Origin of the sequence: Pseudomonas capsici (assembly GCF_017165765.1) — a bacterium.
Classification (GTDB): Bacteria; Pseudomonadota; Gammaproteobacteria; order Pseudomonadales; family Pseudomonadaceae; genus Aquipseudomonas; species Aquipseudomonas capsici.
In genome coordinates this window covers 46,680-61,675 of sequence record NZ_JAFGZD010000027.1, presented here as the reverse complement: position 1 = coordinate 61,675, position 14,996 = coordinate 46,680, and the positions used below count along the sequence as shown (strand labels likewise).

Here is a 14,996-nt window from a genome sequence, read left to right as displayed (position 1 = left end):
GGAGCCCATGGTTTCCCCCCTTTGCCGAAACAAAGGGGGCCGCCGTAAAGGCGGAACCGGTAGAACCAGCCCATACCAATAATGGATATGTCCACCGGAGCGCGTTTTAACCCACGAAAAATACTTTTTTATTCATGGCCTTGCGTCTTGCCTGATGAGAGGCAGCTTGCTGGCGACTTCACCGTTGTCGCCAGCAAGCAGCGCCGAGCACAGAGCGCATTCAACGCACCGCACTCACCCCGTCCAGAGTCGAGAACGACGTGTCTTTCGCGGTCAGCAGGAAATCGCGCATGTAAGGCGCATCCAGCATGTCGGCGCGGATACCTGCATAAAGCGTCGCGAACAGTCCCTTTTCCCCCAGCCGCTTGGCCTTTACGTACCCACGCGAGCTGTACTCGTGCAGTGCCCAGTGCGGCATGCCGCATACGCCGCGTCCGCTGGCCACCAGTTGCATCATCATCACCGTCAGTTCCGAGGTGCGGACCTGTGCCGGCTCAATGTCGGCCGGCTCCAGAAAGCGCGTGAAGATATCCAGCCGATCCCGCTCCACCGGATAAGTGATCAGCGTTTCGGTCATCAGGTCTTCCGGCACGATGTAGGGTTTGCTCGCCAGTGCATGCTGATTGGCCACAGCCAGCATCGCTTCGTAGGTGAACAGCGGTACATAGGTGATGCCGGGAATGTCCTGCGGATCCGAGGTGACCACCAGATCCAGATCGCCCCGGGCCAGAGCGGGCAAAGGCGCGAAAGAGAAACCCGAGGACAGATCAAGCTCTACCTCCGGCCAGGAGTCGCGAAACTGGTCAATGGTGGGCATCAGCCATTGAAAGCAACTGTGGCATTCGATAGCCATGTGCAGGCGTCCGGCCGTACCGCCCGCCAGTCGCGCAATGTCGCGCTCTGCACTGCGCAGTTGCGGCAGCAATGAGTCGGCCAGTTGCAGCAGGCGCAGCCCGGCGCTGGTGAAGCGCACCGGTTTGGTCTTGCGCACGAACAGTTGCATGCCCATGCGTTCCTCCAGTTCCTTGAACTGATGGGAGAGGGCGGACTGGGTCAGGTGCAAGCGCTCGGCGGCTTCCACAAGGCTGTCGGCCTCGCGCAAAGCGTGCAGGGTTTTGAGGTGGCGTATTTCAATCACCTTCGGCGCTCCATGAATAAAATTTGTGACCAACAAGAAAACAATGAGTTTGTCTCATGTTTGCCTGGCTGTCGACAATAGCGCCATCTTTTAGGGAGGACGCAGCATGGCTCTGGCACATAACCTTGGATTTCCGCGCATTGGCGCTGATCGTGAATTGAAGAAGGCACTGGAGGCCTGTTGGAAGGGCGATCTGGATCAGGACGGCCTGCGTGCCACGGGCCGTGAATTGCGTGCTGCCCATTGGCAACTGCAGAAGGATGCCGGTATTGAGCTGCTGCCTGTGGGCGATTTCGCCTGGTACGATCAGGTACTGACCCATTCCCTGACCTTCGGCGTCATTCCCGAGCGCTTCGCCTCATCCCGAGATGCCGCAGGCCTGCCGACTCTCGATACCCTGTTCGCCATGGCCCGTGGCGCCAGCACCTGCTGCGGCGGTGCTCAGGCCAAGGCTCAATATGCACAGGAACTGACCAAGTGGTTCGATACCAATTACCACTATCTGGTCCCTGAGTTCTCCCGGGATCAACGTTTCCAGTTGAGCTGGGAGCAATTGTACGAAGAAGTCGATGAGGCCCATGAACTGGGTCACAAGGTCAAGCCGGTGCTGATCGGTCCGCTGACCTACCTGTGGCTGGGCAAGGCCAAGGGCGACGACTTCGACAAGCTGGACCTGCTGGAGCGTCTGCTGCCGCTGTATGGCGAAATCTTCGGCCGCCTGGCCACGAAAGGTGTCGAGTGGGTACAGATCGACGAGCCGATTTTGACCCTCGACCTGCCTCAGGAGTGGAAAAATGCTTTCGAGCGTACTTATCACAGCCTGCAATATTCACCGCTGAAAAAACTCATCGCCACCTACTTCAGTGGCCTGGAAGATAATCTCGGGCTGGCGGTTTCCCTGCCGGTGGATGGCTTGCACATCGATCTGGTACGCGCTCCCGAGCAGCTTGCAACGGTGCTTGACCGTCTGCCGACTTATAAGGTGCTGTCTCTGGGCGTGGTCAACGGGCGCAATGTCTGGCGCTGCGATCTGGACAAGGCCCTTGAGGCCCTGCAACTGGCTCAGGCGCGGTTTGGCGACAACCTGTGGGTCGCCGGTTCGTGCTCGCTGCTGCACAGCCCGGTCAATCTGGAGCGTGAAGACCAACTCGATGCCGAACTGAAAAGCTGGCTGGCGTTTGCCGTGCAGAAGTGCGGGGAAATTGCCGTGCTCAGTCAGGCCCTGAATGATCCACAGAGCCCTGAAGTGCTGGCAGCACTGGCGCAAAGCCGTGCCGTACAGGCCAGTCGTGAGCAGTCGCCACGTATTCACAAGCCGGATGTGCAGGCGCGTCTGGCGACGATCACCGCTGCCGACAGCCAGCGTCAGTCAGCCTTTGCCCAGCGCATTGAAGTGCAGCGTGCCCGCCTGCAATTGCCAGCTTTTCCGACCACAACCATTGGCTCATTCCCACAGACTTCATCGATCCGTCTGGCGCGTCAGTCGCACAGGCAAGGCAAGCTGTCGCTCAATGATTACACCGACGCCATGCGCCATGAAATTCGCCATGCCGTGCAGATCCAGGAGCGTCTGGGTCTTGATGTACTGGTGCACGGCGAGGCCGAGCGCAATGACATGGTCGAATACTTCGCCGAACAACTGGATGGCTATGTATTTACCCGCTATGGCTGGGTACAGAGCTACGGTTCGCGCTGCGTGAAACCGGCGGTGATCGTTGGCGATCTGAGTCGTCCCGAGGCCATGACGGTGGAGTGGATTCGCTATGCCCAGAGCCTGACCGACAAGGTCATGAAGGGCATGCTGACCGGCCCGGTGACCATGCTGATGTGGTCGTTTCCCCGTGAAGACGTATCGCGCCAAGTCCAGGCTCGACAACTGGCCCTGGCGATTCGCGACGAAGTGGTGGATCTGGAGCGAGCCGGGATCCGGATCGTGCAGATCGACGAAGCCGCTTTCCGTGAAGGCCTGCCGCTGCGCAAGGCGCAATGGCAGGAATATCTAGACTGGGCCGTGGAAGCGTTCCGTCTGTGCGCTTCGGGCGTGCGTGACGAAACCCAGATCCACACCCACATGTGCTACAGCGAATTCAACGACGTGATCGAGTCCATCGCAGCCATGGATGCCGACGTGATCACTATCGAAACCTCGCGCTCGGACATGGAGTTGCTGGAAGCTTTCGAGGCCTTCGATTACCCGAACGATATCGGGCCGGGCGTCTACGACATTCACTCGCCACGGGTCCCGGACACTGCCGAGATGGTCAAGTTGATGACCAAGGCCGTGCAACACATCCCGGCCGAGCGCCTGTGGATCAACCCCGACTGCGGCCTCAAGACCCGTGGCTGGCCGGAAACCGAAGCGGCACTGGTCAACATGGTTGCGGCAGCGCGGCAATTGCGGGTCGAGCTGCTGTAAGGCGTTTTCAGCAGGCACTTTGCCGTTGATCCCGATTCATCAAATTGTCACGCAACTGTGGCAGCGCGCTTTGAAAAACATCATCAGACTTGCCGCCCACTGGGGATCTGTCTTTTGGTGTTTTTCATGCGGGTTTTACTTTTTCTGGCCGCGCTCTTGTGCGGCTTGCCGTCTTTTGCGGCCTCTCGATGCGATGTCAGCGCTCCTGTACAGATTGCCGAACTCAAGGAAGTACGGATTGCCTATCAAAGTATCGGCAATGAATCCGACCCTGCCTTGCTGTTGGTCATGGGTCTTGGCGGGCAGTTGATCCACTGGCCTGACGAAGTCGTGGTTGCCCTGTGTCAGCAAGGCTATCGGGTGATTCGCTATGACAACCGCGATGTCGGTCTGTCGTCCTGGGTCCGACCGCCTGCGGATGCCAACCTTACTTATGAAGTCTTGCGCTACAAACTGGGCCTGCCGGTGTCTGCGGTATATTCCCTGACCGACATGGCCGACGATGCGCTGGGCTTGATGGATGCATTGCACGTCGACCAGTTCCATGTGCTGGGTGCGAGCATGGGGGGGATGATTGCCCAGCACCTTGCCGACCTGGCCCCGCAACGGGTCGAAAGCCTGACCCTGATCATGACCAGCTCCGGTGCCCAGGGCTTGCCGATGCCCAATGCCGCGCTGCTGCAATTGCTGGCCCGTCGTGGCGCGCCCAATCGCGAAGTTGCAATCGAGCAGCAGGCAGACCTCCTGGCAGCGTTGGGCAGCCCGGAGATTCATGATGACCGGGCCATGCTTCTGCAACAGGCTGCCGCCTCTTATGACCGTGCTTTCAATCCCGAAGGTGTAAAACGCCAGATCACCGCGATTCTGGCCGAGCCCAGTCGTGTCGAACTGCTCAACCGTCTGCGTCTGCCGGTACTGGTGGTGCATGGCACGGCCGACCCGCTGTTGCCGGTCATGCATGGCGTGCATGTCGCCGCGCATATCCGGGGCAGCCAGTTGCGCCTGATTCCCGGTCTGGCGCATCGTTTCCAGGAGGCGTTCAAGGCTCCGTTGCTGGCAGCCGTCTTGCCCTATCTCAAGGCGCAGCACGAGGACGGGCGGCATATGGCGCAGTTGTAAGGCGCACGTGTATGGTGACTGCTTTCTGCCAAATGCGAGCGTCACCATGACCACTCCTCTGAAAATCGATTTCGTTTCCGATGTTTCCTGCCCGTGGTGCGCCATCGGCTTGAGTGCGCTGGAGCAGGCCCTTGAAGCGCTGGGTGATGAAGTGCAGGCACAGATTCATTTCCAGCCCTTCGAGCTGAACCCGGACATGGTTGCCGAGGGCCAGGACATCAAGGAGCACCTTGCCGAAAAATACGGCTCCACGCCCGAGCAGATGAACGACATTCACGAAAATATCCGGGCGCGTGGTGCGGAACTGGGGTTTGTCTTTACTCCGGGCGAGCGCCGCATCTACAACACTTTCGACGCCCATCGCCTGTTGCACTGGGCCGAACTGGAAGGCAGGCAGCCAGCGTTGAAACACGCCTTGCTTGCTACCTACTTCACCGATCTGGGCGATCCGTCCAATCATCAGACTCTGGCCGACGTGGCGCAAAAGGTGGGGCTCGATCGCCAGCGTGCCGAAGCCATCCTGGCCAGCGACGAATATGCCGCCGAAGTTCGCGAGACCGAAAAAATCTGGATCTCTCGTGGCGTCAGTTCGGTTCCCACCATCGTCTTCAATGACGAATACGCTATATCCGGCGGCCAACCGGTGGATGTGTTTGTCGGCGCAATCCGGCAGATCGCCAGCAACAGCGTTTAGGGCTGTTCTTTCCTGCCTGTGGGACCGGATTTATCCGGGAATAGACCGGTCCCACACCGTTGTTTCTTCGCGTGTGGATTGAAGTCTTTGCGGGTTACCAGAGGGCGACTGTGTAACTCAGAATCAACCGGGTTTCATCCAGGTCATTACCGAAGTTCGAGCGAACCGTGGCATTGCGCAGTTTGATTCCGACATTCTTCAGCGAACCACTTTGAATGACATAACCGATATCGGTATTGCGTTCCCATTCCTTGCCCGAGTTGCGGCCTGCCACCTGCACATTGTCACCGCTGACATAGCGACTCATGAAGGTCAGGCCGGGAATGCCCAGCGCAGCGAAGTTGTAGTCATAACGCAGTTGCCACGAATGCTCTTCAATGTTTGCGAAGTCGTTGATCTGCACGAAGTTGACCAGATACGGGTCGGTATTGGCGATGTACGGAAACGGGTCATCGCCGCTCATGCGCTGATAGGCAGCGCTGAACACGTTCGAGCCCAGGGTGTAGGACAGCATACCGTTGGCCGCACGGTTATCGAGGTTGCGGAAGTTGCCGTCCTCGGTACTTCTGGAATAGCGCAGGTCAAACTTCAGCGACTGTTGTGCAGCCAGCGGAATCTCGTAGACCACGCCACCGAAGAACTGTCGATAGACATTTTCCAGATTGCCGTAATACAGGCTGGTGCTGAGGTTCTTGCTGAAGTTGTAAGTGCCGCCGGCAAAGCTGAAATCATCGCTGACGCCACCGATGCGGTTACCGGTGAAATCCTGATAGTTCGAGGAACTGTTGAATTTGATCTGCTCCAGCTTGCCGCCTTGCAAGACCAGTTTGTCGATATCCTTTGAAGTCAGCATCGCGCCCTCGAAGGTCGATGGCAGCAGGCGCGTATCATTGCTCGACACCACCGGCGAGCGGAAGGCAAGTGAGCCGACCTTTAGCACGGTTTCGGACACCCTGGCCTTGGCCGTCAGCTCCAGTTTGGAATATTCGTCCTGTGAGCCACGACCGTTTCTTGAACTCAGGTCGGCGGGCAGCAAGCCCGTGCCGCCTGAACCGTCACCGCCGTCAAGCTTGAGCCCGACCATACCCAGAGCATCGATGCCCAGGCCCACTGTTCCGGCGGTGTAGCCCGACTCGAATCTCAGCATCGCTCCTTGCGCCCATTCCTGAGCCGAGTCGCGCTGGGCGGTGGGTGGGCCGTTGCGAAAATCACGGTTGAAGTAGAAGTTACGCAGATCGACACTGGCCTTGCTGTCGGCAATAAAGTCCGCCGAAGCCGTTATTGGAATAAACAGTGCGCAAGTACTGACAAGTGCAAAAGTCTTATTGATCGACATGTTCGTTATGCTCCGAGTAATGGCAGATTCAATCGATACGCTTTATTTTTATTGGTCATGTAAAGTTGCCTGGAACATTCCTGCGGGCAGCACGCAGCAACCAGGTAATGACCCGGTTGTGCGTAACTTGCCAGCAGGAAACTAGTGAATCAGAGAGTTGTTTCTATGCGCCCGATCCGGGACTTGGCTTCAAAGTAACTGCCGGGTTGTTCGGCAATCTGCAATTGACCGGCACAAGGCGCCAGAATCGAAGTTTCCATCTTCATCGCTTCCATCACTGCGATGACTTGCCCGGCCTGCACTGACTCGCCATCGGCAACGACCCAGGCGTGCAGATTGCCTGCGACCGGCGTGACGATCGCTTGCGGGTCATGAGCTTCGGCAGTCGCCACACTCTCAGTGGCGGGGGCCGCCGCGTTCAGGCTGACCCCGCGCAGAAGTGCCGCTGGCAAACCCAGTTCGTGACGCTTGCCGTCGATCTCGACGAAAGTGCGCAGTACGCCCGGATCGGTGGCTGCAGCGCTGCGTGGCGCGATGGTCACCTTTTCAGCGAAATCCGTCTCGATCCAGCGGGTATGCACGGCGAAAGTGTCGGCGGCGGTGAAATCGTCATGGTCCATCACGGCACGATGGAACGGCAGCACAGTTGCCACACCCTCCACATGGAATTCGGCCAGGGCGCGGCGGGCACGGCGAATGGCCTGCTCACGGGTAGCGCCGGTGACGATCAGCTTGGCGATCATCGAGTCGAAGTTCGGTGAAACCCGCGAGCCTTCGACCACGCCGGTGTCCAACCGGACACCCGGGCCGCTCGGCGCCTGGAACCGTTCGACAGGGCCGGGCGTGGGCAGGAAGCCATTGCCTGCGTCTTCGGCGTTGATGCGGAATTCGAAGCTGTGGCCGCGAGGCGTCGGCGTGCCCTCGAACGACAGCGGCAGACCTTCGGCAACCCGCAACTGCTCGATCACCAGATCGATGCCGCTGGTTTCTTCGGTTACCGGATGTTCCACCTGCAGGCGAGTGTTGACCTCGAGGAACGACAGGGTGCCATCGGCACTGAGCAGGAACTCCACTGTGCCTGCACCGACATAACCGGCTTCGGCACAGATATCGCGTGCCGAATCATGGATGCGCTGACGCAAGGCATCGTCGAGATAAGGCGCCGGTGCTTCTTCGATCAGTTTCTGATTGCGACGCTGCAGCGAGCAGTCGCGAGTGCCCACCACCACGACCCGGCCATGGCGATCGGCGATGATCTGCGCTTCGATGTGTCGAGGGCGATCCAGAAAGCGCTCGACAAAGCACTCGCCACGGCCAAATGCTGCAACGGCTTCACGCACCGCCGACTCGTACAGCTCGCTGACTTCTTCGAGCTTCCAGGCCACTTTCAGGCCGCGACCACCCCCGCCGAACGCTGCCTTGATGGCAATCGGCAGACCATGCTGCTCGGCAAATGCGACCACTTCGCTGGCGTCGTTCACCGGGTCTTCGGTACCGGCCACCAGTGGTGCCCCGACCTTCAGGGCAATACGTCGCGCCTGGACCTTGTCACCCAGGGCGTCGATGGTGCTCGGGTCCGGGCCGATCCAGGTCAGGCCGGCATCGATCACTGCGCGGGCAAAGTCGGCGCGTTCCGAGAGAAAGCCATAACCGGGGTGAACCGCGTCGGCACCGGCACGTGCCGCTACCGCCAGCAGTTTTTCGATATTCAGATAGCTATCGGCAGGCCGCTCGCCGTTCAGCGCATAGGCTTCGTCGGCCTGGCGCACATGCAACGCATCGATGTCGGCATCGGCATACACCGCCACCGAGGCAATGCCATAGTCGCGGCAGGCACGGGCGATACGGACGGCAATTTCGCCACGGTTGGCAATCAGAACCTTTTTCATTGGTTTTGTTTCTCGTCTGAAAGGGCAGGACGCACGGGCTCAAAGGCGCCCAGCGGCTTGAAGCGAATACGGGAATTGACCGGAATCTGACCGGCCAGGTCCAGGTGATACGGCGCGACTACACCGATAACCGGGTAGCCACCGGTCAACGGGTGATCGGCCAGGAACAGCACGGGCTGACCGCTGGGCGGAACCTGGATGGCACCGACTGTTGTGCCTTCGCTGGGCAGCTCACCTTCGATGACGCGTTCCAGCGACTGATCGCCCGCCAGACGAATGCCGATACGGTTCGACTGCGGTGTCACCCGCCAGGTTTGCTCGGCCAGCAAAGCCTGGGCCTGTGGAGTGAACCAGTCACTGCGCGGGCCCATGACCACATCCAGAGTGATGACCTGATCGGCGCGTGGCATGTCGAGCGCCGGTTGCTCGCTGATCGATACTGCAGGCCCGCCCACTCTCTGTCTGAAGCCGATACGGTCACCTGCCGCCAGTGGCGCAGGGCCGACCTGAGCCAGGGTGTCGGTGGACAGGCTGCCCAGCACCGGCTCATGGGTAAAACCGCCACGAATCGCCAGATAATTGCGCAGTCCTGCAGTGGGCGCGTCGATGCTGACCCGATCGCCATCCTGCAAGGCAAAAGGCGTGTAGAGCGCCGGGCGCAGCAATTGACCTTCAGCGGTACGCACTTCTATCGCGGCAGTGGCTCCGGTAATGGCGATCACTGACGGACCATGACTGACAAGGCTCAGGCCACCCATGAGGATTTCCAGGCAGGCATTGTCCGGCGCGTTGCCCACTGCACGGTTGGCCGCGTGCAACGCGCCCCGGTCCATGGCGCCGGAAGCCGATACGCCCTGGCCGGCGCGGCCATGGCGACCCAGATCCTGGAACAGGGTCTGCAGGCCGGGAGAAAGAATTTCCAGAGCGTTTCCGGTAGCAGGGGCCGTTGTCGGGCGGTTCGGCGCGGCCACCGAGACACTTGAGTCAGACAGAGGACCCGCATCGCGAAAACGCACACGATAGCCCGGCTGCAACAATGCCGGCTCATCACGTCCCAGGTCCCACATTTTCGATTCGGTCACGCCGATGATCTGCCAGCCGCCAGGGCTGGCCTGTGGATAGACGCCGCTGAAGCCGCCAGCCAGCGCCACGGCACCTGCCGGAATGCGGGTGCGCGGCGTACTGCGACGTGGCACCAGAAAACCGGCACCGCCGCTCAGGTAGGCAAAGCCCGGCGCAAAGCCGCAGAAGGCCACATCGTAATCGCTGCCGGTATGGCGCTTGATCACTTCCTCGACGCTGATGTCCAGTTCGCGGGCTACATCGTCCAGATCTTCGCCGTTGTAATGCACGGGAATCTCGACCAGCTTGCCGGCTTCGCGAACCTTGCCGTGGACATTGCGCGACGCGATTCTTGCCGCCAGCACCTCACGGCTGATGGATGCGGGACGAAAGCTCACGAGCACGGTGCGCGCCGCGGGAATGATCTCCTCCACGCCGACAATGGGCTCCTGCTGCAGCGAGTCGAACAGGGCGAGAGTCTCGTCCAGATTCGCCAATTCAACCAGGAGTGCGTCCAGGCTGACCGGATAGAAACGCATGATCCACCTCAGGTAAATGCGCGGATGGTGACGCCTGCTTCAAGCAGGCTGTTTTTCAGGTTGCGGGCGATGGCGACCGCGTCCTGGTTGTCGCCGTGTACACAGATCGAATCCGCTTGCAGATTGATCAGGCTGCCGTTCTCGGACTCGATGACGCCGTCGCGAACCAGACGCAACATGCGCTGGGCGATCAGTTCGGGATCGTGCAGCACGGCTCCAGGCTTCGAGCGCGAGACCAGCGTGCCTTCGGTGGTATAGGCACGGTCGGCAAAGGCCTCGGCCACACAGGACAGGCCAGCCTCGGTGGCCCAGCCGATCAATGGTGAATTGGCCAGACACACCAGCTTCAATTGGGGATCGATGCGCAGCAGCGCCTGGATAACCGCCGCTGCCTGACGCTGATCGCCGGCAATGGTGTTGTACAGCGCGCCATGGGGTTTGACGTAAGTCACCCGTGTGCCGACGCTGCGGGCCAGGCCCTGCAGTGCGCCGATCTGATAGATCACATCGGCCGTCAACTGGTCGGACGGTACGTCCATGTTGCGTCGTCCGAAACCCACCAGGTCCGGGTAGGCCACATGGGCTCCGATGGCAACGCCACGGGCGGCTGCCGCTTCCAGGGTTCGCAGGATTCCGGCCGGATCACCGGCGTGAAAGCCGCAGGCGACGTTGGCACTGCTGACGATTTCGAGAACCGCCTCATCGTCACCCATGCTCCATGCGCCGAAGCTTTCGCCCAGGTCGCTGTTGAGGTCAATCGCACGCATGTAAATTATCTCCGTTGAAATCAGGCCGCGTTGATGAAGGCAAAGATGGCACCTGCCGACTTGTAGGCCATGAACCAGGACAACAGGCAGGTCAGCACGCCGAGCACCAGCAGCCAGCGAGGGTAGTGATAGCCGTCCATCAGGTCGGAACGGCGCCAGCCCACGTACATGAATATGCTCAGGCCCAGCGGCAGAATCAGGCCGTTGAAACCGCCCGCGAATACCAGCAGCGCTGCCGGTGGTTTACCCAGCAACATATACACCGAGAGCGTAATGACAATGAAACCGACAGTGGCCAGGTTACGTACACGCTCGGTAATTCGTTTCGAGAACACGGTTGTGAAGGACATTGTCGTATAAGACGCACCAATCACACTGCTGATACCTGCTGCCCACAGCACCAGACCGAACATCATCATGCCGATATCGCCGGCAGCCGCATGGAACGCCTGGGCAGCAGGGTTTGCGCCTTTACCCGACACGTCGATGACGACGCCGCTGGCAACGACCCCGAGAATAGCCAGAAACAGGATGTAACGGGCAACGCCGGTGACCAGAATGCCCGTCAGTGCAGCACGGGATACCGCTTCAATGTGTTCCACACCCACGGTCCCGCGATCGAGCAGGCGGTGAGCACCGGCATAGGTGATGTAGCCGCCGACTGTGCCACCGACGATGGTCGTGATGGAGGCGAAGTCGATCAGATCGGGCAGTACCGTCTGGCGCAGGGCTTCACCCAGCGGCGGATGAGTCGCGAAGGCCGCGAAAATGATCAGGCCCACTTTCAGCAGGCCCAGCACGATCATGATGCGGTCCATGGCAACGCCCGCCCGGTGCGACGAAAAAATCGCGATGGCGAGCAGTGCGCTCAACAAGCCGCCCCATTTGGGATCGAGGCCGGTCAAGGCATTCAAACCCAGGCCCGCACCGGCAATGTTACCCAGCATGAAAACCAGGCCACCGCAGATCACCAGTACCGACAACAGGTATCCGCTCCCCGGAATGGCCGCGTTGGCCAGATCGGCTGCGCGCATTTTGGTCAGGGTCACGATTCGCCAGACATTCAGTTGAACGACAAAGTCGATCAGGATCGAGGCCAGGATGCCGAAAGCAAACGCCGCTCCCAGCGTTGCAGTGAACGTAGCCGTCTGGGTCAGGAAGCCTGGCCCGATAGCTGACGTCGCCATCATGAAAATGGCGGCGATCAACGATGCGCGCCGCGCTTTTGTAAACTCTTTGGTGGTCTGTGTCACGGCCTGATTCCTACAGTGAGAGGTATCTTGCTTGAGCAATGAGCGTGCCAAACCCTATTCAATACCGCTGTAATGTAGGCGTATAGCCAATACATTGTTGAACAATCATATATCTTTGAGTGAGTTATTTGCACCATATTGTTACCCTTTCACCCGTGAGCGCTACTTAATGAAGCACGCGGCGCGCTTGTGCCTTGCCACGCACTAAGCTCTCAGGGAACATCTGCCGGTTTTTCTCATTCTGGATTGCTCATGAACGACGCTTCTCCCTCCCTTCCTCGCACGCTGGGAGAAACCATCACCCAGGAAATCCGCAGAATGCTGGTCGAAGGCGAGCTGGTTCCCGGCCAGCGCCTGTCCGAAGCGGCACTGGCCGATAGCCTGCAGATTTCCCGTAACACCTTGAGAGAAGCGTTCAGGGTCCTGACCCGCGAGGGATTGCTCAAGCACGAGCCCAACCGTGGCGTGACCGTGGCCGAGCCCGATATGGCGTCGATCATCGACATCTATCGCGTGCGCCGTTTCATCGAGTGCAAGGCCATTGCTCAAGGCTTCCCGCTGCATCCAGGAGCCTTGAAGATGCGCGAAGCGGTCGAGGCCGGCATGCATGCCAGGGAAGCAAAGGACTGGGTGGCGGTGGGGACTGCCAACATGATGTTCCACAGGGCCATTGTCGAACTGGCCGACAGCCCGCGGCTGGTGGTGTTCTATGGGCAGATATCAGCTGAGCTGCGACTGGCTTTCGGGCTGCTCGACGACCCGGAATTCCTGCATGTGCCTTATCTGGACATGAACGCGAAGATCCTGCGCTGCGTCGAAGAAGGGCGTGTAGAGGAAGCGACCGTGATGCTCGAGAACTATCTGGTGCAATCGGAACGCACCGTACTGGCCGCCTATCAGCGCATCACGAAGCGTTGAGCGTATTGCCCCGTCGCGGGCAAGCCCCCTCCCACAAGGAATTGCACTCATCCTGTGGAAGCTTGCTCGCGACAGCTTCACGGGCAACAAAATACCCAGCGAAGACGGTGCGAATCACCCGTGAAATCGCACCCACAACGTTACCAGTAGCGTGGCAGCAATCAGCCAGGCCACTGCTGCCAGTGCCAGCGAGACTTCCAGGCGCCAGCGGTCTACCAGCAGGTACAAGGCCGCCAGATAGACAAAGTAGGGGATGATCGACCACATGCCGAACAGGATGGTGGTTTTCAGGTCATCGAGCGAGCGGCCCTTGCCGACAATGTAATGGGCGATCAGCGCAAAGGTCGGGAACAGCGGTACCAGGCCTGCAATATAGTAATTGCGGGTCTTGGCCAGTGCGGCCAGGATCACGACAACGGCTGCGCCCAGCAGGGCCTTGAGTAACAGATCCACGATTTCTTCCCTTACGGCTTCAGGCTTGCAGCCCGTATTTCTTGACCTTGTCGAACAGCGTGGTCTTGGCCATGCTCAGTTCCTGACTGGCCTGGCTGAGGTTGCCGCCGCTGCGTTGCAGGGCTTCGCGCAGCAGGCTGCGCTCGAAGGCTTCCACGGCCTCGGCAAACCCCAGGCTCTGGCTCTCGGCCTGATCGGACTTCTTGAACACCGGCAGTCCCAGCGCGTAACGCTCGGCCACGTTACGCAACTCGCGCACGTTACCGGGCCAGTCATGGCTCATCAAGGCCGATGCCGTCTGCCGGTCAAGTTGTGGCGGTTCGCGGTCGAAGCGCAGTGACGACAGCTGCAGGAAATGCTCGAACAATTGCAGGATGTCTTCGCGCCGCTCGCGCAGTGGCGGCAGCTCAAGGGTGACCACATTGAGGCGGTAATACAGGTCGCTGCGGAACTGGTTGGCCTTGCTCAGCTCATTGAGATCGGACTTGGTCGCCGCGATGACCCGGCAATCCACCTCGACGTTCTGGTTGGACCCCAGTCGCTCCAGAGTGCGCTCCTGCAAGACCCGCAACAACTTGATCTGCAGGTTGATCGGCATGCTTTCCACTTCATCGAGGAACAGCGTACCGTTGTGTGCATGTTCGATCTTGCCGATCCGGCGCTTGCCCGCACCGGTGAAGGCGTTGGCTTCGTGGCCGAAGATTTCCGACTCGAACAGGCTTTCCGCCAGCCCGCCGCAGTTCAGGGCCACGAACTGATTTTTGGTGCGGCGACTGAAGTCATGCAGGCAGCGAGCGACCAGTTCCTTGCCGGTGCCGGTTTCCCCTTCGATCAGCACATTGGCCGAGGTGTCGGCAATGTTGGCGATCAGCGCCCGCAGATTCTGCATGGCCGGCGAGCGTCCGATGATCTTGCCTTCCAGCGAGTTGCGTTCGGCCAGTTGCTTGCGCAACGCCCAGACTTCCCGGGCCAGTCCGCGCTGTTCGAGGGCGCGGCGGGCGACATCCACCAGCCGTTCCGGCGAGAAGGGCTTTTCCATGAAGTCATAGGCACCGTCGCGCATGGCATTGACCGCCATGGAGATGTCGCCGTGACCGGTAATCAGCACCACGGGCAGGCTGCTGTCGCGAGCCTTGAGGCGGGTCAGCAACTCCAGTCCGTCGATACCCGGCAGACGGATGTCACTGATGACGATTCCGGCGAAGTTGTCACCGATGCGCGCCAGTGCCTCTTCGGCACTGGATACGCCTTCGCTGGGAATGTCTTCCAGCGCCAGCGCCTGCTGGCAGCCGAGCAACACGTGGGGATCGTCTTCGACGATGAGTACAGTCAGATCGGTGTTCATTTTGGAATTACTCATGGTGAACGCTCAGGTCCTTTGAGGTCGACTGATTCTCTGCACGCCCACAACC

Annotated in this window: 12 protein-coding genes; 4 read left to right on the top strand and 8 right to left on the bottom strand. The window is 59.8% G+C overall.

Going from position 1 to position 14,996, the window contains the following annotated elements; translation table 11 throughout:
• Positions 1 to 220: 220 nt before the first annotated feature.
• A complete protein-coding gene (metR, locus tag JSY17_RS23920; protein ID WP_117184150.1) occupies positions 221 to 1,138 on the bottom strand; it encodes a transcriptional regulator MetR in 918 nt (305 codons plus the stop codon).
• 106 nt (positions 1,139 to 1,244) lie between these two features.
• Between metR and metE the strand changes: the two genes are divergently transcribed.
• From metE to JSY17_RS23905, 3 genes are all read left to right on the top strand, one after another.
• Positions 1,245 to 3,554 carry a 5-methyltetrahydropteroyltriglutamate--homocysteine S-methyltransferase gene (gene metE / locus JSY17_RS23915; protein WP_206402606.1) on the top strand — a complete coding sequence of 770 codons (2,310 nt, stop codon included), beginning with the start codon at positions 1,245 to 1,247 and terminating at the stop codon, positions 3,552 to 3,554.
• A 126-nt stretch (positions 3,555 to 3,680) separates the two neighbouring features.
• Positions 3,681 to 4,673, top strand: coding sequence for an alpha/beta fold hydrolase (locus JSY17_RS23910; protein ID WP_201012361.1), 993 nt, complete (start codon positions 3,681 to 3,683; stop codon positions 4,671 to 4,673).
• 46 nt (positions 4,674 to 4,719) lie between these two features.
• Positions 4,720 to 5,367, top strand: coding sequence for a DsbA family oxidoreductase (locus JSY17_RS23905; protein WP_206402609.1), 648 nt, complete (start codon positions 4,720 to 4,722; stop codon positions 5,365 to 5,367).
• Positions 5,368 to 5,461: 94 nt separating this feature from the next.
• On the opposite strand, the gene JSY17_RS23900 is transcribed toward JSY17_RS23905, so the two are convergent.
• From JSY17_RS23900 to JSY17_RS23880, 5 genes are all read right to left on the bottom strand, one after another.
• Positions 5,462 to 6,703, bottom strand: coding sequence for an OprD family porin (locus tag JSY17_RS23900; protein WP_206402611.1), 1,242 nt, complete (start codon positions 6,701 to 6,703; stop codon positions 5,462 to 5,464).
• A gap of 149 nt (positions 6,704 to 6,852) precedes the next feature.
• A complete protein-coding gene (locus JSY17_RS23895) occupies positions 6,853 to 8,592 on the bottom strand; it encodes an ATP-binding protein (protein WP_117166008.1) in 1,740 nt (579 codons plus the stop codon).
• The gene (locus JSY17_RS23890) at positions 8,589 to 10,193 is read right to left on the bottom strand and encodes a 5-oxoprolinase subunit B/C family protein (RefSeq protein WP_206402613.1); all 1,605 of its coding nucleotides are present in this window, start codon (positions 10,191 to 10,193) and stop codon (positions 8,589 to 8,591) included. The genes JSY17_RS23895 and JSY17_RS23890 overlap by 4 nt, the downstream gene beginning before the upstream one ends.
• Before the next feature lie 8 nt (positions 10,194 to 10,201).
• Positions 10,202 to 10,960: a LamB/YcsF family protein gene (locus JSY17_RS23885; protein ID WP_117184155.1), complete on the bottom strand. Its 759-nt coding sequence runs from the start codon at positions 10,958 to 10,960 to the stop codon at positions 10,202 to 10,204.
• A gap of 20 nt (positions 10,961 to 10,980) precedes the next feature.
• Positions 10,981 to 12,213: an NRAMP family divalent metal transporter gene (locus JSY17_RS23880; RefSeq protein WP_117184156.1), complete on the bottom strand. Its 1,233-nt coding sequence runs from the start codon at positions 12,211 to 12,213 to the stop codon at positions 10,981 to 10,983.
• Positions 12,214 to 12,465: 252 nt separating this feature from the next.
• Between JSY17_RS23880 and JSY17_RS23875 the strand changes: the two genes are divergently transcribed.
• Positions 12,466 to 13,131 (top strand): GntR family transcriptional regulator, encoded by a 666-nt coding sequence (locus JSY17_RS23875; protein ID WP_117166012.1) that lies wholly within the window; start codon positions 12,466 to 12,468, stop codon positions 13,129 to 13,131.
• A 114-nt stretch (positions 13,132 to 13,245) separates the two neighbouring features.
• Here JSY17_RS23875 and JSY17_RS23870 read toward each other — a convergent pair whose 3' ends face one another.
• Together JSY17_RS23870 and aauR are read right to left on the bottom strand one after the other, a co-directional pair.
• Positions 13,246 to 13,584 (bottom strand): GlpM family protein, encoded by a 339-nt coding sequence (locus JSY17_RS23870; protein ID WP_117166013.1) that lies wholly within the window; start codon positions 13,582 to 13,584, stop codon positions 13,246 to 13,248.
• 19 nt (positions 13,585 to 13,603) lie between these two features.
• On the bottom strand, positions 13,604 to 14,929 hold the full coding sequence (gene aauR, locus JSY17_RS23865; protein WP_117166014.1) for a two-component response regulator AauR: 1,326 nt from the start codon (positions 14,927 to 14,929) through the stop codon (positions 13,604 to 13,606).
• Positions 14,930 to 14,996: the final 67 nt, after the last annotated feature.